At 63.7% G+C, this 22,079-nt stretch carries 26 protein-coding genes and 1 tRNA gene; 21 read left to right on the plus strand and 6 right to left on the minus strand.

Going from position 1 to position 22,079, the window contains the following annotated elements; translation table 11 throughout:
- Positions 1-62 precede the first annotated feature (62 nt).
- The 4 genes from QM588_RS09360 (at position 63) to QM588_RS09375 (ending at position 4,335) form a co-directional block, all read left to right on the plus strand.
- Positions 63-1,616, plus strand: a complete 1,554-nt coding sequence (locus QM588_RS09360) for a S1C family serine protease (RefSeq protein WP_283312752.1) — start codon at positions 63-65, stop codon at positions 1,614-1,616.
- Positions 1,617-1,705: 89 nt separating this feature from the next.
- Positions 1,706-2,203, plus strand: a complete 498-nt coding sequence (locus QM588_RS09365) for a MogA/MoaB family molybdenum cofactor biosynthesis protein (RefSeq protein ID WP_197077495.1) — start codon at positions 1,706-1,708, stop codon at positions 2,201-2,203.
- A 764-nt stretch (positions 2,204-2,967) separates the two neighbouring features.
- Complete coding sequence (locus tag QM588_RS09370) at positions 2,968-3,765, plus strand: MspA family porin (protein WP_032399831.1); 798 nt, start codon at positions 2,968-2,970, stop codon at positions 3,763-3,765.
- Positions 3,766-3,864: 99 nt separating this feature from the next.
- Entirely contained in the window at positions 3,865-4,335 is a 471-nt protein-coding gene (locus tag QM588_RS09375; protein WP_283312753.1) for a hypothetical protein, read from the plus strand.
- A gap of 109 nt (positions 4,336-4,444) precedes the next feature.
- Here the strand turns inward: QM588_RS09375 and mscL are convergent, their stop codons facing one another.
- The 4 genes from mscL to QM588_RS09395 all read right to left on the minus strand — a co-directional run bounded on the left by mscL (position 4,445) and on the right by QM588_RS09395 (position 6,858).
- The gene (gene mscL / locus QM588_RS09380; protein WP_027496048.1) at positions 4,445-4,924 is read right to left on the minus strand and encodes a large conductance mechanosensitive channel protein MscL; all 480 of its coding nucleotides are present in this window, start codon (positions 4,922-4,924) and stop codon (positions 4,445-4,447) included.
- Between the two features lie 97 nt (positions 4,925-5,021).
- Complete coding sequence (gene cpaB / locus QM588_RS09385; protein ID WP_283312754.1) at positions 5,022-5,684, minus strand: Flp pilus assembly protein CpaB; 663 nt, start codon at positions 5,682-5,684, stop codon at positions 5,022-5,024.
- 89 nt (positions 5,685-5,773) lie between these two features.
- A complete protein-coding gene (locus QM588_RS09390; protein ID WP_032373126.1) occupies positions 5,774-6,118 on the minus strand; it encodes an FmdB family zinc ribbon protein in 345 nt (114 codons plus the stop codon).
- 143 nt (positions 6,119-6,261) lie between these two features.
- Positions 6,262-6,858: a 5-formyltetrahydrofolate cyclo-ligase gene (locus tag QM588_RS09395; protein WP_283312756.1), complete on the minus strand. Its 597-nt coding sequence runs from the start codon at positions 6,856-6,858 to the stop codon at positions 6,262-6,264.
- Between the two features lie 106 nt (positions 6,859-6,964).
- On the opposite strand from QM588_RS09395, the gene QM588_RS09400 reads away from it, so the two are divergent.
- The 15 genes from QM588_RS09400 (at position 6,965) to QM588_RS09470 (ending at position 19,259) form a co-directional block, all read left to right on the plus strand.
- Positions 6,965-7,918, plus strand: a complete 954-nt coding sequence (locus tag QM588_RS09400; RefSeq protein WP_027496052.1) for a UTP--glucose-1-phosphate uridylyltransferase — start codon at positions 6,965-6,967, stop codon at positions 7,916-7,918.
- Between the two features lie 33 nt (positions 7,919-7,951).
- Positions 7,952-9,211, plus strand: a complete 1,260-nt coding sequence (gene glp / locus QM588_RS09405) for a molybdotransferase-like divisome protein Glp (protein ID WP_027496053.1) — start codon at positions 7,952-7,954, stop codon at positions 9,209-9,211.
- Positions 9,212-9,248: 37 nt separating this feature from the next.
- Positions 9,249-9,896: a GNAT family N-acetyltransferase gene (locus QM588_RS09410; RefSeq protein ID WP_283312758.1), complete on the plus strand. Its 648-nt coding sequence runs from the start codon at positions 9,249-9,251 to the stop codon at positions 9,894-9,896.
- A gap of 149 nt (positions 9,897-10,045) precedes the next feature.
- Entirely contained in the window at positions 10,046-10,918 is an 873-nt protein-coding gene (gene sepX / locus QM588_RS09415; protein ID WP_032371228.1) for a divisome protein SepX/GlpR, read from the plus strand.
- 56 nt (positions 10,919-10,974) lie between these two features.
- Positions 10,975-11,047, plus strand: a tRNA-Ala gene (locus QM588_RS09420).
- A 110-nt stretch (positions 11,048-11,157) separates the two neighbouring features.
- Positions 11,158-12,291 carry a hypothetical protein gene (locus QM588_RS09425; protein WP_283312759.1) on the plus strand — a complete coding sequence of 378 codons (1,134 nt, stop codon included), beginning with the start codon at positions 11,158-11,160 and terminating at the stop codon, positions 12,289-12,291.
- A 261-nt stretch (positions 12,292-12,552) separates the two neighbouring features.
- Complete coding sequence (locus tag QM588_RS09430; protein ID WP_283312760.1) at positions 12,553-13,395, plus strand: glycosyltransferase family 2 protein; 843 nt, start codon at positions 12,553-12,555, stop codon at positions 13,393-13,395.
- Positions 13,392-14,012 (plus strand): acyltransferase, encoded by a 621-nt coding sequence (locus QM588_RS09435; RefSeq protein WP_283312761.1) that lies wholly within the window; start codon positions 13,392-13,394, stop codon positions 14,010-14,012. The genes QM588_RS09430 and QM588_RS09435 overlap by 4 nt, the downstream gene beginning before the upstream one ends.
- A 188-nt stretch (positions 14,013-14,200) precedes the next feature.
- On the plus strand, positions 14,201-15,064 hold the full coding sequence (locus QM588_RS09440; RefSeq protein ID WP_442972890.1) for a glycosyltransferase family 2 protein: 864 nt from the start codon (positions 14,201-14,203) through the stop codon (positions 15,062-15,064).
- Positions 15,065-15,283: 219 nt separating this feature from the next.
- Positions 15,284-16,156, plus strand: coding sequence for an SGNH/GDSL hydrolase family protein (locus tag QM588_RS09445; protein ID WP_283312764.1), 873 nt, complete (start codon positions 15,284-15,286; stop codon positions 16,154-16,156).
- A gap of 163 nt (positions 16,157-16,319) precedes the next feature.
- Positions 16,320-16,772, plus strand: a complete 453-nt coding sequence (locus QM588_RS09450; RefSeq protein WP_283312765.1) for a GyrI-like domain-containing protein — start codon at positions 16,320-16,322, stop codon at positions 16,770-16,772.
- A gap of 116 nt (positions 16,773-16,888) precedes the next feature.
- A complete protein-coding gene (locus QM588_RS09455; protein ID WP_283312766.1) occupies positions 16,889-17,206 on the plus strand; it encodes an AraC family transcriptional regulator in 318 nt (105 codons plus the stop codon).
- Between the two features lie 188 nt (positions 17,207-17,394).
- Positions 17,395-18,069 carry a ScbR family autoregulator-binding transcription factor gene (locus QM588_RS09460; RefSeq protein ID WP_027496059.1) on the plus strand — a complete coding sequence of 225 codons (675 nt, stop codon included), beginning with the start codon at positions 17,395-17,397 and terminating at the stop codon, positions 18,067-18,069.
- Between the two features lie 57 nt (positions 18,070-18,126).
- Complete coding sequence (locus tag QM588_RS09465) at positions 18,127-18,282, plus strand: hypothetical protein (RefSeq protein ID WP_283312767.1); 156 nt, start codon at positions 18,127-18,129, stop codon at positions 18,280-18,282.
- 74 nt (positions 18,283-18,356) lie between these two features.
- Positions 18,357-19,259, plus strand: a complete 903-nt coding sequence (locus tag QM588_RS09470) for an SDR family oxidoreductase (RefSeq protein WP_283312769.1) — start codon at positions 18,357-18,359, stop codon at positions 19,257-19,259.
- Here the strand turns inward: QM588_RS09470 and soxR are convergent.
- Complete coding sequence (soxR, locus tag QM588_RS09475) at positions 19,175-19,675, minus strand: redox-sensitive transcriptional activator SoxR (protein ID WP_283312771.1); 501 nt, start codon at positions 19,673-19,675, stop codon at positions 19,175-19,177. The two genes, QM588_RS09470 and soxR, sit on opposite strands and share 85 nt — an antisense overlap.
- A 64-nt stretch (positions 19,676-19,739) precedes the next feature.
- Between soxR and QM588_RS09480 the strand changes: the two genes are divergently transcribed.
- Positions 19,740-20,978 carry an arginine deiminase gene (locus tag QM588_RS09480; RefSeq protein ID WP_283312772.1) on the plus strand — a complete coding sequence of 413 codons (1,239 nt, stop codon included), beginning with the start codon at positions 19,740-19,742 and terminating at the stop codon, positions 20,976-20,978.
- Positions 20,979-20,992: 14 nt separating this feature from the next.
- Here the strand turns inward: QM588_RS09480 and arsC are convergent, their stop codons facing one another.
- Positions 20,993-21,340 carry an arsenate reductase (glutaredoxin) gene (arsC, locus tag QM588_RS09485; protein ID WP_283312773.1) on the minus strand — a complete coding sequence of 116 codons (348 nt, stop codon included), beginning with the start codon at positions 21,338-21,340 and terminating at the stop codon, positions 20,993-20,995.
- 64 nt (positions 21,341-21,404) lie between these two features.
- Between arsC and QM588_RS09490 the strand changes: the two genes are divergently transcribed.
- Positions 21,405-22,073, plus strand: coding sequence for an SDR family oxidoreductase (locus QM588_RS09490; protein ID WP_283312775.1), 669 nt, complete (start codon positions 21,405-21,407; stop codon positions 22,071-22,073).
- Positions 22,074-22,079: the final 6 nt, after the last annotated feature.

The raw sequence follows: 22,079 nt of genomic DNA on the forward strand, positions 1-22,079 counted from the left end.
AGTGAGTAGCAAGAAGGCGGGCGACCTCGAAGCCGAGGTCTCTATCGAAGGAAGCAACAGCGATGAGCGACGACCGTAACGAACCAGAACAGCCCGGACGGGATGCCGGTGCACAGCATCATCCTGCGGACCGGGCTTCACACGGCGGCGAGCACGATCCCTCGACTCAGCACCAGCCCACCCAGCACCAGCCCACCCAGCAGCAGCCCACCCAGCAGCAGCCGGCTCAGCAGAATCCGACGCAGCAATTCCCTCCGCAGCAGGCGCATCCCCAGCAGAGCTACCCACAGCAGTACGCGGGCTACGGGCAGAATCAGTACCAGCCCGGCTACGGCCCCTACGGTCAGCATGGCGAGTCGCAGGCCGGTCAGCACAACCCCGGTCAGCACAACCCCGGCCAGCATGCGCAGCCCCAACAGGTTGCGCCGCAGCCTCATTCGGCATCGGGCACCGTCAAGTCCCGGCCGGGCCGTTCCGCTCTGGTGGCCGGAGCAATTGCTCTCGTTCTGGTGGGCGGCGGAATCGGCGGCGCCGTCGGTGCCATCGCGACCAACAACGCCAACGGCAACAACGCCGGCGTCACCAATTCGCTGAACTCGCCGATCACCGCCGCGCAACCGGCCGCCAACTTCCCCGACGGTTCCGTTCAGGCCGTCGCGAACAAGGTGTTGCCCAGTGTCGTGCAGATTCAGGTGAAGGGCTCACAGCAGGAAGGCGAGGGCTCCGGCGTCATCCTCAGCAGTGACGGCCTGATCCTGACGAACAACCACGTCGCCACCGGCGCAGGGGCCAACGGCAAACTGACCGTCGCGTTCGCCGACGGGTCGGTGGCCGACGCCACCATCGTCGGTGCGGACTCCGTCTCGGACATGGCCGTCATCAAGGCCGAAGGAAAGACGAATTTGACGCCGATCGAGTTGGGCAGCTCGTCCAACCTCGAGGTCGGCCAGCAGGTCGTCGCCATCGGCTCGCCTCTCGGTCTCGCCGGAACGGTCACCACCGGCATCGTTTCCTCACTCAACCGCCCGGTATCGACGTCCGGTGAGTCCGGCAACCAGAACTCGGTGATCGACGCCATTCAGACCGACGCGGCCATCAACCCCGGCAACTCCGGCGGCGCTCTCGTCAATACCGATGGCCAACTGATCGGCATCAACACCGCCATCGCCACTCTGGGCGGCAGTGAGGGCTCCGGCGCGCAGAGCGGCTCGATCGGTCTCGGATTCGCGATCCCGGTCGATCAGGCCAAGCGGATCGCCGACGAGCTGACCACCACCGGCAAGGCCACCCAAGCGATGATCGGTGTGCAGGTGCCGTCCAAGGACGATGCCAACGGCGCAACCGTCGTCGAGGTCACCGAGGGTGGCCCGGCTGCGTCGGCAGGCATTCCGAAGGGCGCGGTCATCACCAAGGTCGACGATCGGATCGTTGCCAGTGGTGACGCGTTGATCGCCGCCGTGCGTTCGCACGCACCCGGCGATTCGGTGAAGATCACCTACACGGACGGCGGCAGCGAGAAGACCGTCGACGTGACGCTGGGCACGGCCGAGCCGGCTGCGGCACCGGCTGCGCAGGTTCCTTCACTGCAGATCCCGTCGTTCCCGGGCGGTCGCTGATGCTCAGGGAAGCCGGCAGGCACGGCACCATTGCAACTATTTACGCACAGCGTGAGCCGGGTACGGGCCTTACTACTACGGTGAGCGGTATGGAACTCGACGCACCCTTGGCCGGCCGCGCGTTGGTCGTCATCGTGGACGACCGGACAGCTCACAGCAACGAGAAGGATTCGACGGGTCCGCTGGTGACCGAACTGTTGACCGAGGCCGGATTCCTGGTCGACGGTGTGGTGGCAGTGACGGCCGACGAAGTGGACGTGCGGAACGCGCTGAACACCGCGGTGATCGGCGGTGTCGATCTGGTGGTGTCCGTCGGCGGCACGGGTGTCTCGCCTCGCGACGTCACTCCCGACGTCACGGCCGAGGTGCTCGATCGCGAGATCCCGGGAATCAGTGAGGCGCTGCGCTCTTCCGGCCTGGCAGCCGGATCGTTGGACGCGGGCCTGTCTCGGGGACTGGTCGGAGTATCGGGCAGCACGCTGGTGGTCAACCTTGCGTCGTCCCGTGCGGCCATCCGTGACGGCATGGCGACGCTGACTCCGCTGGCGAGTCAGGTCATTGCCGAGCTGTCGGGATTGGACGCGTAGTCACTGCGATGAACGACGAGCCGATCGAGAATCGACCGGACGACGAAGCGAGCCGGGCCCGAGCAGAACGGGCCCGGCTCGCTCGTATCTTCGGGGACGTGTTGCCGGACGCGACGGGAGACGACCGGGGCGACGGTCCCGATGGCGACTCTTTGTCGGTCGATTGGTTGAAGCAGCAGCGACCACCCCATTACTTTTAGTGTGATCCACAACACATTTCGCTGCCTGGAATGACAGCTCTGTTAGTTAGTCGTTTACCTGTCGTTAGCGACCTACCGGGCGGTATCGCTGGGCGAAGCCGCCGAAAACGGACACCACAGACCGGGTGTGGGCCGGGCTTATCGCGCAATCCGGACAGGGCTCTCGTCACGTCTTCCCATATCAGGGTCGTTTTACTCCTGATCGGCACCTGTAACGGTTTCGACTTCTCGGGAGATGCTGTGACGCAGGTTATCGCTAACACGGGTGTGAAAGATGTTCACGCCGACGAAACACATCACGAGATGGCAACGTTTGAGCGTCGATCGTAGGGATTGTCACGGTCAGGCATCTCCTCTAATGTTCCCCTCAGCTTCCAAGGGATCAGGGCGTGGGACCAACCGGTGCCGCGCCCTTCATCTCGGAACTGAACAAACGAGGATGTGGCCTTCAGGCTCCATCCGGCTCGGGCTCGCACACACTGACGCGTGCGATTCAGTTCGAGGGTGAAAGCCACAAGCTTCCCCGTGCGACACCGCGCTGGGACTGAACATGATGAGGAATAAATGACGGAGATCCAGAAGTCGCGGCGCAGCCGGGGACTCAAGTCCATGAGCGTCGCAGTTGCTGCCAGCGCTTCGGTAGTCGGCCTGGTGCTCGGTACCGGGACCGCTTCTGCCGCTGTCGACAGCGCGAAGTCCATCGTCGACGCCGATGGCAACACCGTGACGTTGACGCTGTCCGACTCCTTCGTCAGCGGCGTTGCGCCTCTCGACGGAAACCCGCTCACCCGTGAGTGGTTCTACGACGGCCGCGCATCCTTCGACGTTCAGGGACCCACGGCTGACGACTTCGAGGGCACCCTCACCGCCGGCCTGCAGATCGGCTACCCGCTGAGCCTCGACGGCGGCGTGTCGGTCGAGTGGGCTTCACCTTCGGCCAACCTGGGCATCGGCAGTGGAAACACGTCCGGGATTGCTTACAAGGGACCGCTGAAGGGTCTGCTCCCTGACGGCACGACGGTTCCCGACCTCGGCGCACTTCCCGTCGACGCCACCGCGACCTCGAAGAGCAACCTCGACGTCGGCGTTCAGCTGATCCCGCAGGCAACTGCGACCATCGATCTCGCTCCCGGCGGCGGCGTCGTTCAGTCCGAGAGTGCAATCGCCACCTTCAACGAAGAGGCGAACATCTCCAAGACCGAGGGTGACGCTGCAGGCGCTCAGGGCTCCATCCAGCTCGCCGGCGTCCACGGCACCGCTACGGGCATCCTGGGCAACGTCACGGTTCGTCCGTACGTCACCCTGCTCAGCGCAAAGGGTGACTCGATCACCACGTACGGCCCGGCAACTCGCCTCAACTGATCTCGATCGGTTGATTCTGGTTTCCTAGTTCTTCCGGTTCAGGCCCGCACGGATTCTCCGTGCGGGCCTGAACTATGTTCGGCTCGAACGCAGTTCGACATGAAGAGAGGCGCAGAAGCAGTGACTTACCCGAAAGCCCGTTTCACAGTGTTCGCCGCCGGAGCCGTCGTTGCTCTCGGGTTGCTCACCGGTTGCAGTGGTGGTGACGACTCGGCAGCCACCGGTCAGAACACCGACGTGTGCAACTCTTTCGCAGCCGACCACAATGCGTTCGTCGGTCTGGTGAAGGCGGGCCCGGGGTCGGCAGCCAACATCGAGCAGTGGACTGCGGACAAGCAGGCGGCCGTCGACAAGGTGAAGTCACTGTCCGGCACCGCGTCCGGTGACGTCGCCAGCGTGATGACGACGTTCGCGGACGCCGTTCCCGCAGATACGCTCGAACTGTCGGAGCCCGACAGCGAGTCGGGCAAGGCGTTCGTCGACAACGGCGCAGCAGTGAAGTCCGCCTGCGAGGCGGATGGCACCTCGATCACGCTCGAAGAGCTACCGCTGACCACGTTCACCAACTGATCGCCTGACGGGCCCTCACGGCCTGCCGCACGCCCCACAACGAATGAATGCGCCATTCACGCCGTCTGACAGCGTGAATGGCGCATTCATTCGTTGAAGCAGACCGGTGTCAGTCCTTCGAGTGCTTACCGAGGTCGGGGGAGGGTGAATCGATTGCTTCGCCGCTGCCGCCGGTGGTGTCGGCCGCCGTCGAAAGCTTCTGTCCTGCAGCGGTTCCCCCTGCGAGGATGTCGCGGATCTGCACCAGCACGTCGACGTCGCTCAGTTCCTTCTCCGGCTGGCTGACGAAGCGCTTCTTCGCGGTGTTCACCGGCAGGATCAGCACGAAGTACACGACCGCGGCGATGATGATGAAGTTGATGATCGCCGTGATGACCGCGCCGATATTGATGAACGTGGCGTCGTTACTACTGAGGATCTTGATTCCCCACCCGAGTTCGTTGCTGCCACCGACAGCGGCGACCAACGGGTTGATGATATTCGTGGTGAACGCCGTGACGATCGCAGTGAATGCTGCGCCGACGACGACTGCGACCGCGAGGTCGACCACGTTGCCTCGCAACAGAAAGTCCTTGAATCCCTTCAGCATGAGCCACTCTCCGATCTGTAGGTATGTTTCGGTCCCGCCAGACATTAACGCAGATCGAGTGACTTCGGACCTCGTGAATCGCCCGCCAGCCGAACCCTCAGTGCAACGTCACCGTCAGGGCGCTCACCAGAGATGCGGCCGCCACCGTCGTCGCATCCTCGGTGGGTAGGGCCAGTAGCACCACCCGATCTCGTTGACGACTCCCACCGGCCTCGGCGGAGACGAGCACCACCATCGCCCCCGATGCCAGTATCCGAGCTGCAGGTAGGGCGTCGGGATTCTCCTGAGTTTCGACGGTCAGGACGTCCACTCGATCGCCCTCTCTGAGTAAGTCGGTCACGCCCGCGTCGGCGAGATGGACCGGTACGACGCGTGCCTCGGACCCCAGCGCCGCGCTGGCTGTTCGCGAGCCCAACAGCCGGACGTCGGTGAGCAATTCGCCTGCTCGAACCGGTCCGGTCAGTGTCCGTCCGTCCACGTCGGCGGAATCGAGCACTGCGCCGTCGGGCACCGTGGCCGAATCCCATTCGGCGACGGCCACATCGGCCGGCGTCAGTATCGTTCCCGGCGTCAGGTCGCGGCCGGCCGTGACGACGCGGACGCGATCGTCGCCTGCGGCGTCGTCGACGAACAGCAGGACTGCGACGGCCACCAGAATGCCCGCGGCGATGCGTCGAACTTTCACCGATCCCACCCACGCGGGACGCTGAGCGAAGCGGTCGAGCAGCGTCGAGTCCAGTCGGTTCTTGCGGGCAGCCATGACCGGAACGGTAGCGGTCCCAACTGGCCTGAAGAGACCGAAAAGGCCGGCCTGTGGATAACAGGCCGGCCTGTGGATGGATCCGAAAACTACTGGCTGGCAGCAGCTTTCGTGGAGGAGGACGAGGAGGAGCTGCTCGACGAGGACGAATCCGACGACTTCTTCTCGGCAGGCTTCGAGTCGCTCTTGGTCTCCGACTTCGTGGCCGCGGCGTCGGACTTCTTCTCGCTCGCGCCTTCGCTGGCGGTGCCGGAGTTGCCCCGACTGTCGGTGCGGTAGAAGCCGCTGCCCTTGAAGACGATGCCGACCGAATTGAACAACTTGCGAAGCTTGCCGGAGCATGCCGGGCATACCGTCAACGTGTCGTCGGTGAAGGACTGGACGATGTCGAAGCGGTTGTCGCACTCGGTGCAGGCGTATGAGTAGGTGGGCATCGTGTTTCCTCCGCGCTGGTCACCGAGGAGGTTCGCGCTCTGCTGGCCGAGGCCGAACACCGCCGGTGTCTTGTCTGTTCGTCGAAACTGGGGAGAGCATTAGCACTCTACAGTCAGGAGTGCCAACGAATCGAATCGTAGCGTTATTCCGTACCCAAGCGTACGAGCCCGCCGCCGGGAGTCAGCGCGTGCGTCACGCGGCGGTCGTGCGGTTCGGCCGGTAGCCGGGAGAACAACTCCTCGTCGCGCACGATGGCGACCAGCATGGCGTCGGGACTGCACAGGTCGAGAGTCCGGTCGTAGAACCCGGCTCCGCGGCCCAGCCGGACACCACGTCGATCGACGGCCAGCGCAGGTAGCAGCACCACCGAGCATTGCCCGACGGCGTCGGGCTCGAGTAGCGGACCCGACGGCTCGAGCAGCCCGTACGGTGCCCGCACCAACGCATCGCGGCCCTCGTAACGCGCCCACTTCAGCGGCCCCGGCTCATGGGCACTCGGCAGCAGAACCGTGGCACCGGCCGCGGCCATCGCGTCGAGCATCTCGATCGACCCCGGCTCCCGCCCGATCGGAACGTACGCCGCCACGACCGAGTGTTCGGCCGCCAATTCGCCGACGGCATGGCAGAGTGCGGAGGACTCCATCGCGCGTTGCGCATCGTCGAGCAGTCGGCGTTCGGCGAGGACATGCTCCCGCCACAGATCCTTCGGCGTGTTCTCCGAAAATTCGGGAACGCTCACAACGGTTCACTCTCCCTCTCGTGCTGTCGTTCAACGATATGTACTCGGGGGTCGAACGGGGCACACGCCGAGCCAATTTCCAGAAACCACGGATAGGGTGAGCACCATGACAGAAGCCGCTTCAGCGACGACCGCCGCCACGCCTGTGCACTTCCGCACGGCCATCGTCCCCGCCGCAGGCATGGGTACCCGGTTCCTGCCGGCCACGAAAACCGTTCCGAAGGAACTGCTTCCGGTCGTCGACACTCCCGGTATCGAACTCGTCGCCGGAGAAGCGGCCGATTCCGGTGCGCAACGGTTGGTCATCGTCACTTCACCCGGCAAGGACGGCGTCGTCGCCCACTTCGTCGAGGACCTCGTTCTGGAAAAGAAGCTCGAAGCGAGCGGAAAGCTCGAAATGCTCGAGAAGGTACGCGTCGCCCCCAAGCTTCTGGATGTGCAATCGGTCATTCAGCACGAACCCCTCGGACTCGGCCACGCCGTCGCATGTGCCGAGGAAGCGCTCGACGACGACGAGGATTCGGTCGCAGTGCTGCTGCCCGACGATCTGGTGATGCCGCGTGGTGTGCTCGACGTCATGGCCCGGGTGCGCGCCAAGCGCGGCGGCTCGGTGCTGTGCGCCATCGAGGTTCCCGACGACAAGGTCTCGTCCTACGGCGTCTTCTCCGTCGAAATCGTGCCCGATGCCGTCAACCCGAACGTCCTCAAAGTCACCGGCATGGTCGAAAAGCCCAAGAAGGAAGAGGCACCGTCCAACTTGGCTGCCGCGGGCCGCTATCTGCTCGACCGCGCGATCTTCGACGCGTTGCGACGCATCGAGCCCGGTGCCGGCGGCGAATTGCAGCTGACCGACGCCATCGCACTTCTGATCGAGGAGGGCCATCCCGTTCACGTGGTGGTGCATCGTGGATCGAGACACGACCTCGGAAATCCCGGGGGATACCTACGCGCTGCGGTTGACTTTGCTTTGCAGCGTGACGACTACGGTCCCGCGCTGCGTGAATGGCTGAACGAACGCTTGAGCGACAGCTGGGCACCGGAACTGACGACGTACGAATAGCATCGCGGGTCGATGCCATAGAGGAAGGGCCAGATGCGCTCGGTCGAAGATCAACAGACCAGGGTGACCGCAGCGGCGGTGGCTCCACGGCCTGTTCGGGTCGCCATCTCGGAAGCGCAGGGTCTGCTCTGCGCCGAGGAAGTGGTCACCGAGCGTCCCCTTCCCGGCTTCGACCAAGCCGCGATCGACGGTTACGCCGTACGCAGTGTCGACGTCGCCTCCGCAGGCACCGACCTGCGTAACGAGGAAGACGAGCGCATCGACCTGACGCTGCCCGTCGTCGGCGAAGTCTCCGCGGGTTCGCGTCAGCCCATCCGCCTGCAGCCGCGTCAGGCTGTGCGGGTGGATACGGGCGCGCCGCTGCCCACGCTGGCCGACGCCGTCTTGCCGCTGGATCGCACGGACAACGGCCGCGCCCGGGTCAAGGTGTTCCGTCCGGTGCGCTCGGGCGACTACGTGCGCAAGATCGGCGACGACGTCCAACCCGGTGACGTCGCAGTGCGTGCGGGAACGATCATCGGTGCCGCGCAGGTCGGCTTGTTGGCCGCCGTCGGACGCGACAAGGTGCTGGTGCATCCGCGTCCGCGATTGTCCGTCATCTCGGTGGGCGGGGAATTGGTCGATACCGATCGGACTCCCGGGCCCGGTCAGGTGTACGACGTCAACTCCTATGCGCTCGCCGCTGCGGCACGCGATGCCGGAGCCGACGTCAACCGAGTCGGCATCGTGAGCACCGACCCCAAGCGACTGCGTGAAGTGGTCGAAGGCCAGTTGATCCGCTCCGAGATCGTCGTCATCGCAGGAGCGGTCGGCGGCGGCGCGTCCGATGGCGTCCGAGAGGCACTGGGCGAACTCGGCGACATGGAAGTCGAGCGGGTTGCCATGCACCCCGGCTCGGTGCAGGGATTCGGCCAGCTCGGACGTGACGAGGTGCCCACGTTCCTGTTGCCTGCCAACCCCGTCAGCGCACTCGTGGTGTTCGAGGTGATGGTCCGTCCGCTCATTCGCATCGCGCTCGGTCGTCGCCAGCCGCTGCGCCGAACCGTCACCGCGCGGACCGTCGCACCCATCACATCGATCGAGGACCGCAAGGGGTTCCTGCGAGGACAACTGATGCGCGACGAGGGCACCGGCGAATATCTCGTCCAGGCTCTCGGCGGTGCACCGGGCTCGTCGTCTCATCTGCTCGCGACACTCGCGGAGGCGAACTGCCTGGTCGTCATCGATCCCGACGTCACCGAGATCCGAACCGGCGAAGAAGTGAAGGTCTCGTTCCTCGCTCAGCGCGGCTGACGCACGCGCTCACACGCGCAGCGCATACGATCGACTGATGCCGCGAACGTGGTCGAGCCACCCGGGTTGGCCGGCGAAATTGGGTCCAGTGCAAGTGGCCGGGGGAACGGTGGCGGTTCGGCCCGTCCGCATGCGCGACGCAGCCTCCTGGAGTCGAATCCGCACCCAGGACCGCGCCCACCTCGAGCCGTGGGAGCCGAGCGGTGAGGGCAGTTGGAATTCCCGACACCACATATCCTCGTGGCCGACGCTGTGCTCGGGCCTGAAGTCCGAGGCGCGCAAGGGGCACATGCTGCCGATGGTGATCGAGGTCGACGGTGAATTCTGCGGGCAGATCACCACCGGAAACATCGTGCGTGGCGCGCTCCGGTCGGCGTGGATCGGTTATTGGGTGTCCAAGGAAGTCAACGGCAAAGGTGTCGCCACCGCGGCGCTGGCGCTCGGACTCGATCATTGTTTCGGGCCGGTCGGGTTGCACCGCGTCGAGGCGACGGTGCGTCCGGAGAACCTCGCCAGCCAGGCCGTGCTGCGCAACGTCGGATTCCGCGAAGAGGGCCTGCTCTACAAGTACCTCGACGTCGACGGCGAGTGGCGCGACCACAAGCTCGTCGCGATCACCTCGGGCGAGGTGCAGGGATCGGTCGTCGATCGATTGGTCCGTGCGGGCAGGGCTGCGTGGGCATAGCGCTCGCGCCACGGTTTGCGGTTGCAGATGTTGTCAAAGTGACAGGAGTGTAATTCGGGTCGGCGCGTCTGCGGGGTTCTCGCACCTGCTCCACATAACCTGAGGGCGTCTCGACTGTCGCTGTCGCCTGAGGAAGGAGAACATCGCCGATGCCGAACTCGATCATCTGGATCGGTCTCGTGGCCGTCTGGCTCTTCGTTCTTCTTCCCATGCTGATGACCAAGCGTCCGCAGATCATGCAGACCACGGACGCAGCACTCGCCACGCGCGTGTTGCATCGGGGTGGCACCAAGCGCAAGCAGCGCGGCCCCGCGACCGGCCACCGCAGTGATCCCGACTGGCGGCCGGAGGACGACCTACGGGTCTCCGCGCCCGCCAGCGAGATCTTCGGCCCGAAATTCGCGTCGATTCGTTCGGACTCACCCGATCTACCCGGTACCGCGGAGGACCCCATGGACACTCACGCAGAAGAAGAAAACGACCTCGAACGCGACGAACCGGTCCACGACGCACCTCGCGCGAGCTCTCCCGCACACGAGCCGGGAGTCGTCGACGACGACTTCGTGCCTCGCCGACGCGGCCGCGGCGGATTCGATCCCGAGGCCGACGCCATCGCCAGGGCCGCCCGATACGCCTTCCGTCAGCGCGCGGTTCTCGGCCTGGTGTTCGCCGCGATCACGACCGCGGCACTGGCGTTCATCATCTCCCCGACGGTGTGGTGGCTGTGCGGGCTGTCCGTCGCAGTCCTCGTCGGATACCTGTACTACCTGCGCAGGCAGGTGCAGATCGAAGAAGAGATTCGTCGACGACGACTCACACGCATGGGTCGCTCGCGCCTCGGTGTGGAATCGGAGACCGACGAAGAGCTCGAACTCGTGCCGCAGCGTCTGCGTCGCCCCGGAGCCGTAGTGCTCGAGATCGACGACGAGGACCCGGAGTTCGAGCATCTCGATCATTACGAGGAGCCGTTCCAGGCACGCCGCGACGATGACGGCGATTTCCGTCGGGCGCAGGGCGCGTAACAGCGGTCCCGAGGGGCTTTGCTAGAGTTGCCCAGCCGGTCGAGACGACGGCAAACGGGGCTGTGGCGCAGTTGGTAGCGCGTCTCGTTCGCATCGAGAAGGTCAGGGGTTCGATTCCCCTCAGCTCCACCGAAACGAAAGCCGCCACTCACCTGGAGTGGCGGCCTTCGTTGTGAATCAAGGCAATACAGAGCTCAGAGCGACGTTACGTCACCTATCTTTGTGTCACACTTCATACGGTGACCAGCCAGATGACCGTGCATGTCGAGGACACCGAGGCTCATCGGATTGCGGCCCGGATAGTGACGCCTCTCGGCAAAGCGGCACTGGTCACCACCGCGTCGAATTACGACTTGGACCATTCGGCGACTCCGTGGCTTCCTCCGATGCTGGTAGCGGGAATGCGAAAGAACTGGAGTATCGCTTTCGACAGCCCGGTGGATTCGACGGCACTTCGAGGTGCTTCCGCGGCGCAGGAGGTGTTCCTCGACTGGTATCCCAGACGGTTTCGTCGAGTCTCGGTATCGGCTGAACCTTCGGACACACTTTCCGCCAGCCGAGGGGTGGGTTGCTTCTTCAGCGGAGGCGTGGACAGCTTCTATTCGGCAATCACCCAATCCGATCGCATCACCCATTTGATCTTCGTTCACGGTTTCGACATCGCGGCCGGGAACGAGGATTTGGCGGGTCGAGCACTGGCCAGTGCCCGGGACGCGGCTGCGGAGCTCGGCAAGCCGCTGATCGAGGTCAAGACCACGTTGAGGTCGGCGTTCGGTGACCGGCTGTCGCTCGATTGGGGATACGACTTTCACGGTGCCGCCTTGGCGCATGTCGGGCTGGCGTTGTCCGGTCACCTGAGCACCGTCTTGATTCCGTCCTCGAACAGCCGCTGGGATCAGGTGATCTGGGGGTCGCATCCCGATCTCGACCCGCTGTGGTCGAGTGGCAGCGTCACCGTCGAGCACGACGCTCTGGATGAGGACCGGCTCGGCAAGATTCGACGTCTGGCGACAGACGAGACGGCACTGCAGCATCTACGGGTGTGCTGGGAGAACCGCGACGGTCGGTTCAACTGCGGAGTGTGCGTCAAGTGCATCAGAACGAAGATCGGGTTGGCGGCCGCAGGTGCGCAGAGTGCTGCACTGCCCGGACCCATCGATCTGTCCGCCGTCAGGTCGTCGACGTTGACGAACCGCGACTGCCATCACCTGCGAAACGGGCTCGCTGCCATGGCGGAAGCAGGCGTGACCGACGACGGTGTGGTCGCCGCAGTGGACGTGGCGATCCGCCGAAGACATTGGCGACGGGCTACATCGTATTTGCGTCGCGCACGATCGATATCCATAGGCCTCATACGTCGTCGCGTGAGCTGAGGCATTTCCGGCAATATGACGTATTCGGACAACATTCGATCATTAACGTGAATCGAATTCTTTCGAACGTCTCATGAGCACCATTGACCCGAAACGGTCTTTTGGATTGCTTAGCGCCCGAAACCACGTCACACTGCAGTTTTCGGTGCTCTGAGCTGGGGCTGCTTCTTCGGCTGACTTTAGTGTTCGCGTGGCTAATGTCGTATCTTTATACGCGTGCCTGCGCGTTCGGTAGGTGTCGAATTCAATCAGGGGATCGAAATGAACACTCTCAGTGTGGTAATTCCGGTGCTCGACGAGGTCGACCACATCGGCGAATGCTTGAATCTGCTGCTCGATCAGGGCGACTACATAGACCGTATCGTCGTGGTGGACAACGGCTCGACCGACGGAACACTCGAAATGGTCGAGACCCTGTGCCAGGTCAATGACAAGGTGCAGCTGGTAAACGAGCCGAATCGGGGCGTCGTGCATGCCCGGAACACCGGCTTCGATCTCGTACAGTCGTCCATCATCGGGCGCATAGACGCCGATACGCGCGTCTGGCCCGGGTGGGCCCGCTCGATCATCGAATTCTTCGGAGAGCACTCCACGATTGCAGCCGCGGGCGGGCGGACCTACCTGTACGAGTCGCCGTGGGCCCGGCCTTTGGCGTGGCAACACGCACGCGCGGAGCAGCGCGACCCGTCGGTGCGCAGCGCATTGGCGGTATCGGGCAACAATTTCGCAATCCGCGCATCTGCCTGGCGCGACGTTCGTGACGTCGTCAGTGACAAGACCTGCGTGCACGAGGACATCGATTTGTGCTTGTCGTTGGCCGGCAAGAAACTGCCGATTGCTCAGAACGGCCGTATGAAGGCTGCGGTCTCCGGTCGGCGATCGGCTACCTCGCCGGTGAAGTACGTGAACTACGCGATTGCCGGCTACCGTTCCTACAAGGAGCACGGGCTCGCATCGGCAAAGCTGGCCCGGATCGTTGCAATGGATTGGCTCCTGCACACGCTGCGCTGGCCGATCTCGAGAATGTTCTCGGCGGTGCCCTCGCGCGCGCTGCCCGTCGACGACCGTGCGCTGTCCGACGAACGGATGCGAGAGGCAGCGTGAACCTGCGCTCCCTGATCCCGACCTGGGCGAGCGACTCGTCGAACGTCAAGTGGGCCCTCTTTCAGATGCGTCAGGCAACCCTCGTGTCGGTGGCGAACCTGCCGATCGTTCCTGCGGTACTGCGGGCGACCTTGCTGCGGCCGGCGGGAGTCCGGACGGACGGGTCGTGCCTGATATACGGCGGTGCGATGATCCAGGGACGCGGATCGGTACGGATGGGCACTGGGGTCTTCGTGAATTTCGGGTGCCACTTCGACACAGTTGCCGACATCGTGATCGGTGACGATGTGTTCCTGGCGGACCACGTTCGGATCATCACCAGTACCCATGACGTCGGACCATCGTGGCGTCGGGCAGGCCTGCTGCGGGGCGAGTCGGTCACCATCGGACGAGGCACGTGGATCGGGTCCGGTGTAGTGATCATGCCCGGGGTCCGCATCGGCGAGGGATGCATCATCGGGGCGAACTCGTTGGTGACCAAAGACTGCGAACCGGACGCGGTGTATGTCGGCAGCCCTGCCGTCCGTCGCCGGGAGTTGAACGATCGACCCGGCGCGCGAGTTGTAGCGGGCGCGACGCCGGATTCCGAGAGCGAAACTCTGTCGAACGATCGATAAAGGACTCGTCGATATCGGCGAAAGACTTTTATCGGACCGGAATTCGGCGACTTATTTTCTCGAATTGATGATGTAGCATCATTTGCGTCAGAGGCTCGGTACCCTTTGTATTTGCTTTGTAAATTGCCGAGCTACGCATTGCCAAAAAGGTGTCAGGGGTTGGCGTTGTGAACACTCTTTCCGTTGTTGTGCCCGCATTCGACGAACAGGCGCATTTGGGTGGATGCCTGGATGCTTTATTGGCGCAACGTGAACACATTCACGAAATAATCGTGGTGGACAATAATTCCACCGACGATACCGCCGGCGTGGTAGCGAGCTACAGCCGACGGTTTCCGGAGATAGTTCTGATCCGGGAGTCGAAGCGAGGCGTCGTTCATGCGCGCAACGCCGGTTTCGATCGGGCCGAAGGATCCATCATCGGACGTATCGATGCGGACACTCGGGTCGCCCCGGATTGGGCGGAGTCGATTCTGGACTTCTTCGACCGCAGGCTGGACTACGCGGCGGTGACCGGGCCGATCTACCTGTACGACTCGCCCTGGGCTGCACCGTATGGCGCGTACGTGGACTACTCGACCAAGCGCAAACCCGACGAGTTGCGGGTATCGGCGGCATCGGGCAACAACTTCGCCATTCGCCGCTCCGCCTGGGAAGCCGCCCGCGACCGCGTGAGTCTGCGTACCGACCTGCACGAGGACATCGACCTCTCGCTGTGCCTGTACCGCGTCGGTCTCCAGATTGCCTTGATCAAAACGATGTGCGTCCAAGTGTCCGGTCGGCGACTGCTGACTCCGCCCCTCGAATATCGTCATTATGTGCTGAGTTCCTACCGAACGTGGGTCCATCATGATTTGGCGAACAAGGCGCTACGTCGACTGTTGATCGCCGACATGATTCTGCACACCGTGCATTGGCCGTTGACTCGAATATTGTCCGGATGCGAGTCGCGAATTCTGCCGGTTTCGCATTCGAACGAGGGCGTGACATCGGAACAGTATTTGTCACCTGTGCGCGATGGCGAATATGTCACTACGGCATCGGCCGAGTAAATTCACGGCTGATTCGAGCGGTCCGCGACAATTGTCCGATCGGTCGTCCCGATCGACTCGCTGTATCTGCTGACCCCCGGAACCGGGCCCACGGTTCCGATACAGGACCGCGTCGTCACCGACGCGGTGTTACTGTCTCGTGGTTCTTCGACCCTCGGGCATCCGAGAGTCGAGTCGGGGTGGGCCGGTCGGGCGGCCGCGTAGCAGGCGGGAAGTGTCGTGCGCTTCGAAGTTCGGACGTTCGTCGTCGGTCTTGCCGTATCCCTGCTGACGGGACAGCTCGTCGGGACTGCGTCGGCAGACGTCGTCGTCGACAACCCCGTCCACTACGTCGCTCTCGGCGACTCCAGAGCTGCCGGGCCCGCGTGGTTGTCCTATGCCGGCGGGGACGGATGTGGACGATCCGACGCGGCGTATCCGGCCATGATCGCGGGCGCACTGCACCCGGAGTCCTTCGCCGGCGTCGCGTGCAGCGGGGCGACGAGCGCACATGTCGTTTCCACGCCGCAGACCACGTTCACGCCACTGCCTCATCGTGTTCCGGTTCAGATCGATGCGCTGCGGCCCTACACGACGCTGGTGACCCTCTCGATAGGTGGCAACGACCTGAACTGGGCACAGTTGATCGGCCCGTGTCTGCAACCCGTGCCGCAGGAAGATCCGCGGTGCCGGAACGACCCGGCGGTGCTGCACGCGATCGACGACAGGCTCGGGCAGTTGGGGCCGGTACTGGACGGCGTACTCGACGCGATTGCGCAGCGTTCACCACGCGCCGTCGTCGTGCTGGTGGGCCACGGTGGCTACTTCGACCATCAGGGCTGCTTCCCGGACTCGAATCTGCACGGTGCCGACGCGGCGTTCGTGCAGGATTTCTTCGTGCGGTTCGACTCCGTGCTCCGAGACAGTGCCGGCAGGCATGGTGCAACGTTCGTCGATGTGGCTGGGCCGGCCGTCGGCCACGACGCATGCGCACCCATTGCAGAGCGCTGGTTCACGGGCTCGTTGACGTTCGGCCCGACACCGTTCTTGCATCCGACGCCGCTGGGCAGCGCTGCGATGGCGAGATTGGTGCTCGACGCGATCGGTCGGTGATGTCGCGTCGTCGGTGTCGATGCGCGGGGGCAATGCCCGGTGACACATCCTGTTGAACAAACGATCATCTACGTACCGGTCGGCCCGGTAGATTGACGGGTTATATCGTGAACCGACGGTCCGAGCGCTGGATCTGCCCCTGCAACTTCCATACGGAGTGTGAATGTCGTTCGAGATCGTCGACCTCCCCGAAACGTGGGTCGCCGGTCTCCCCGTTCGCAGTCCCAAACGAGCACTGGGCCGGTTGAACGATCCCGCCCTCAACCAGGCATGGTCCGCAGTGCTGAACCAGGAGACTGCCGGACCGCTTGCGTCGATCTACACGGACTTCGCCCCCGGAATCGGATCGTACAATACACAGATAGTCGGTTACCAGTGCTCGTCGCTCGGGCAGGTGACGCGTGGGCATTTGATCGCAAAAGTGCCTTCTGCAAAATATGCCCGATTCTCCGCGGTCGGTTATTTTCCCGACGTTCTCACTCGATTGTGGAATCAGATCGATCACGCCGAGGAGAACGGGGAGATAGTGCGATCGTTCACCGGTGATTACGAGTGCTACCCGCACGCCTACAAAGTCGACCTGTATTTGGCCATCACGCAGTCCGGCGGTTCGTGATGAGCTTTCGGATCACCGCGCGCAGCGCCGAATTGTTCGGTGGGTTGGTGGCACCGCGGGTGGAGCCCGGTGCCGAGGCCAGCTGCAGCGAATGGATGGGATTTCTCCGAGATCGTGTGCGCGAGAAGAACATCGACGCCACGCAGGTGACCACCGTGTATGTCCCCGATGCGCACGGCACCGTCAATGCACTCGTCGGTGTGCCTCTGGACTCGCCGAGCGACGTCGGGGTGGGAGATGTGTTCGTATCCATACCGACTGGTGTGTTTGCAGTGTTCGTGCCGAGTGGTGCTCTCGCGGATCCGATCGAAGACGTCTGGGCGCAAGTCGACGAGTGTGTTCGATCCGGAACGCTATTCCGTGCTTACGCCGAGGAAGTAGAAGTCGTTACGAATGCCGGAGAAGTGGAACTTTTCGTTTCGATCGTTTTGTAAACGAGGTCTTCTTCATGTAATTGTCACTTTCGAATCACAAAATCGCCGACGAACCGGTTACTATTGGCGAGCGCTGACAAGCCCGTAATGGGAACGTGAATTCGAGATCGTGGGTTCAGCACCCGGGAGCCAGCGCGAACCAAGGTGTCGATGTCATCGCAAGATCGACTGAGCAGGGGTGTAGCAACATGGTGAGACAACTCAGGGCCGAAGCCACTCGCGCGGCGGCACTGCGCGCCGCAGCGGATCTCTTCCTCGACGTGGGGCATGCCAATGCCACGCTGAGTCAGGTGTCGGCGCAGTCCGGCGTGACCAAGGGTGCGCTGTACTTCCATTTCGCGTCCAAGGAAGAACTCGCTCGCGCCATCGTCGACGAAGGTCACGAGCGCGTGTCCACGGCCTGCGCGGGCTTGGTGGACAGCCGCAGCCCGGCCCTCGAATCCGTCATCGGAATCTCGTACTCGGTTCTCGAGCTGGCAGCGTCGGATCCGCTCGTTCGGGTCATGTACCGGTTGCAGATGGAGATCGACGGGTCCGACACCGCTCGTGGAAGCGTGTTCGGCACCTGGGGCAACATCTTCGAGCACCTTTTCGAGCGGGCCATCGAGCACGGCGATGTCGCCGACCACCTGGACGCCGGCAACGCGGCGCTGCTGGTCTGCGAAATGCTGGCCGGAGTTCTGATGGTGTCCGAGGCGCAGTCTCGTCTGGAGGATGCGCCGTCGCGTATGGAGAAGGTGTGGAACACCGTGCTGCCGTCGCTGGTGCCTGCCGACAAGCTGGCCTACTTCCGCGAATTCGCAGCTCGCAGCCTCTCGAGCTTCGTGCGCGAGAACATCGATTCGAGCTCGGTCACCGTCTGAGGTTCTCGTCGCCTGGGGTGCTTGCTGCGCGCCGATGTGAGGCGCACACTGTGTGACATGGAACACAGAATGTCGGACAACGAGCTCCGGAAAGCGATCGGCACTCTGCAGCACCGCGCGGACGACGCGCGAAAACGAGGTGCCGACGACGAGGCGACGCGTATCGAGAGCACCGTCGCCAACTACCGAGACGAGATGTCGCAAAGATTGTGACGGCCCTCTCGGTCGTCACCGCGTAGGGTCGGAATCGACCTGACACGTGGCAACCGGTGGGGGAACAAGCTTCGATGGCTACATATGATCTGCGCGGCAAGAAAACGTTGATCACGGGAGCGGGCAGCGGAATCGGCCGGGCGACGGCGATCGCGGCTGCAGCTGTGGGAGCAGAACTGTTCCTCACCGATATCAACGCCTCCGGCCTCGCCGAGACCGTGGACCTGGTCGGTCGGGCGGGCGGCACGGTGAGTCACTCCTTGCCCTTCGACGTCTCCGATTTCGACGCGGTCACCGCCTTCGCGGACGATATTCACACCGAGTTCGGCAGCCTCGACGTCGTCATGAACGTCGCGGGCATCTCGGCGTGGGGCACCGTCGAGAATCTGGAGCATCGGCATTGGAAGTCCATGGTCGATGTCAACCTCATGGGTCCCATTCATGTCATCGAGAAATTCCTCCCGCCGATGATCGAGGCGGGCCGTGGTGGGCATCTGGTCAACGTCTCGTCTGCGGCGGGATTGATTCCTCTGCCCTGGCACGCTGCTTACAGCGCCAGCAAGTACGGCCTTCGTGGCGTGTCCGAAGTTCTTCGATACGACCTCAAACGTCACGGAATCGGCGTGAGCCTCGTCGTGCCCGGTGGTGTCAAGACCGGCCTGGTGCAGACACTGCAGATCGCCGGCATCGATCGAGACGATCCTCGTGTGCAGAAACTGCAGCACCGGTTCGAGAAGCGTGCTGTCGAACCGTCGGTCGTGGCCGATGCGATTCTCACCGGCATCGCCAAACGCAAGTACCTCGTTTACTCCTCCAACGACATTCGCTTCGGTTACTGGATCTCGCGAAAGTTCGCGCCACCGTACGAGTTCGTGCTGCAACGAGCGAACGATCAGTTCTCCAAGCTGCTCGAGCCGCGTCGCACCGACGGGGCGTCCAAGTCGACATCGAGTGTGCGAGCGCCGGGGCCGGAGTAGGAGAGTCGGTCGTGCGGGTTGGCCAGAGCGCAGCCGGCCAACGACAGACAGCCGCAGCCGATGCACCCGGTCAAATCGTCCCGTAGGCGAATCAGCTGCTCGATGCGTGAGTCCAGTTCGCGGTGCCATCGCGTCGACAGCCTGGCCCAGTCCTCGCGGGTGGGCGTTCGCTCGTCCGGAAGTTCGCTCAACGCCTGACGGATGGTCGCGAGAGGAATTCCCACCTTTTGCGAGATGCGAATGAACGCCACTCTGCGCAAAGTCTCACGGTGAAACCTGCGCTGGTTGCCCGATGTTCGTCGGCTGCTGATCAGGCCCTGCTTCTCGTAGAAATGCAACGCGGACACGGCGACGCCGCTGCGCTCGGACAGCTGGCCGGGGGTCAGTTCACGGACGTTCCACTCGGGCATCGGCACGACCTCGACCTTACTTCAGGTCCGGATGCCAGCGCTGGACGACGAATGGGTTTACCGTTCGTTCATGAGTGTCGACTCCGCTGCGGGCCCGTTGGGAGCCAATTCCGAGGTAGGTGTGCTCCGCACGGTGATGCTGCACCGCCCGGGTGATGAGCTGCGGCGCCTGACTCCGAGAAACAACGACCAGCTGCTGTTCGACGGGTTGCCCTGGGTGGACCGGGCACAGGACGAGCACGATGCGTTCGCAGAACTGCTCCGCAGCCGCGGCGTGACGGTGCTGCTGCTCGGCGAACTCCTCACCGAAGCGATGACGGTCAGTGGTGCTGCTCGGATGCAGGGCATCTCGGCTGCCGTCGACGCCCGGCGGCTGGGACGGGCGCTCGCCGAGGATCTCGCCCAGTATCTGCGCGGTATCCCGGCAGCCGATCTGGCCCGGATCCTGATGGCGGGCATGACGTTCGACGAGTTGCTCGAAGCCGAGTCCGGCGAGTCCGAGCCCAGTGGTGCCTCGCTGGTTCGCCGCATGCATCACGGAGGCGACTTCGTCATCGATCCGCTACCCAATCTGCTGTTCACCCGTGACTCGTCGTTCTGGATCGACAACCGAGTGGCGATCACCTCCCTGGCCTTGCCTGCCCGAGTGCGGGAAACGTCGCTGACCGATCTGATCTACGCATTCCATCCCATGTTCAAGGGCGTGCGACGTGCGTACGAATCCCGTACCGCTCCGGTCGAAGGCGGGGACGTGTTGCTGCTCGCTCCCGGCGTGGTAGCGGTGGGTGTGGGGGAGCGCACCACCCCTGCGGGCGCAGAAGCGTTGGCGCGCAGTCTGTTCGAGGACGATCTGGCACACAGCGTGTTGGTGGTGCCGATCGCGCAGGAGCGGGCGTCGATGCACCTCGATACCGTCTGCACGATGGTCGACACCGACGCGGTCGTGATGTATCCGGCGATTCAGGACACGTTGTCCGCGTTCACGATTCACCGTGAGGATGCGGGTGTCAGTATTCGCGGCGCCGACCCGTTCCTCGAAGCCGCCGCCGATGCGATGGGGATCGGCAAACTCCGGTTGATCGACACCGGACTCGATCATGTGACCGCCGAACGCGAGCAATGGGACGACGGCAACAACACCCTCGCCATCTCCCCGGGGGTGGTCGTCGCCTACGAACGCAACGTCGAGACCAATGCGCGGCTCGAGGCGTCGGGCATCGAGGTGTTGCGAATCTCCGGATCCGAGTTGGGCTCGGGCCGGGGTGGCCCTCGGTGTATGTCGTGCCCGGTGTCGCGCGAAAGGCTTTGACGGACAAAAGATTTCTAGAGGACGGCGAGGACCCTGTCGGCGGGGCGAGCCAGCACGGTTCCCTTGTCGGTGACCACGATCGGGCGTTCGATCAGAATCGGGTGCGCCGCCATCGCCGCAATCAAGGTCTCGTCATCGGCCACCGCCAGTTCGAGTTCCTTGTAGATACTCTCGCGGGTGCGAACAGCCTGACGTGGTTCGAGTCCCGCGTCGGCGAGCAGCGTGCGGAGTTCGTCTTCGGTCGGCGGGGTCTCGAGGTACTTGACGACCTGGGGAACGACGCCCGCATCCTCGATCATCTTCAGAACGGTGCGGGAGGTGTTGCAGCGTGGGTTGTGATAGATGGTCGCGGCCCGGGTCATGTTTGCAATCCTGTCACGCGGGTAGCCAACGCGACAGATCAACGCCAGGAACGGGAGTAGTCGCATGACCGACAAGCGCATTGTCATTGCAGGTGGGCACGGCCAGATCGCCCAACATCTCACGCAGGTTCTCACGGCGCACGGTGACCGCGCTGTGTCGCTCATACGCAACAGCGACCACGTCGATGCCGTCACGGCCCTCGGTGCGCTGCCGCAGGTCATCGACTTGGAGTCCGCGTCCGTCGACGAGTTGGCCGACGTTCTCGCCGGTGCCGACGCAGTGGTGTTCGCGGCCGGTGCAGGTCCCAACAGCGGCCCCGAGCGCAAGGACACCGTCGACCGGGCCGGCGCGGTGTTGCTGGCCGACGCCGCCGAGAAGGCCGGCGTTCGCCGCTACGTCCTGATCAGTTCCTTCGGGGCCGGTGAGCCGGTCGCGGACGACCTCGACGAGGGATGGAAAGCATACATCCGGGCCAAAACTGCTGCGGAAGAGGATGTTTCGTCCCGCGCGGACTTGGACTGGACGGTTCTCCGTCCCGGCAAGCTGACCGACGAGGATCCGACGGACTCGGTATCGCTCACCGAGCCTCCACTCGAGCCCGGCGAGGTGACCCGTGCAGACGTTGCAGCGGTCGTCGCCCGCCTGATCGACACCGGCAGCGCCATCGGCAAGACGCTGATGCTCACATCCGGGTCGACGTCCATTGCTGACGCTGTCGACGCGGTTCGATGAGGCAGT

The organism is Rhodococcus sp. IEGM 1354 (assembly GCF_030056855.1).
In the GTDB taxonomy this organism is placed as follows: Bacteria; Actinomycetota; Actinomycetes; order Mycobacteriales; family Mycobacteriaceae; genus Rhodococcoides.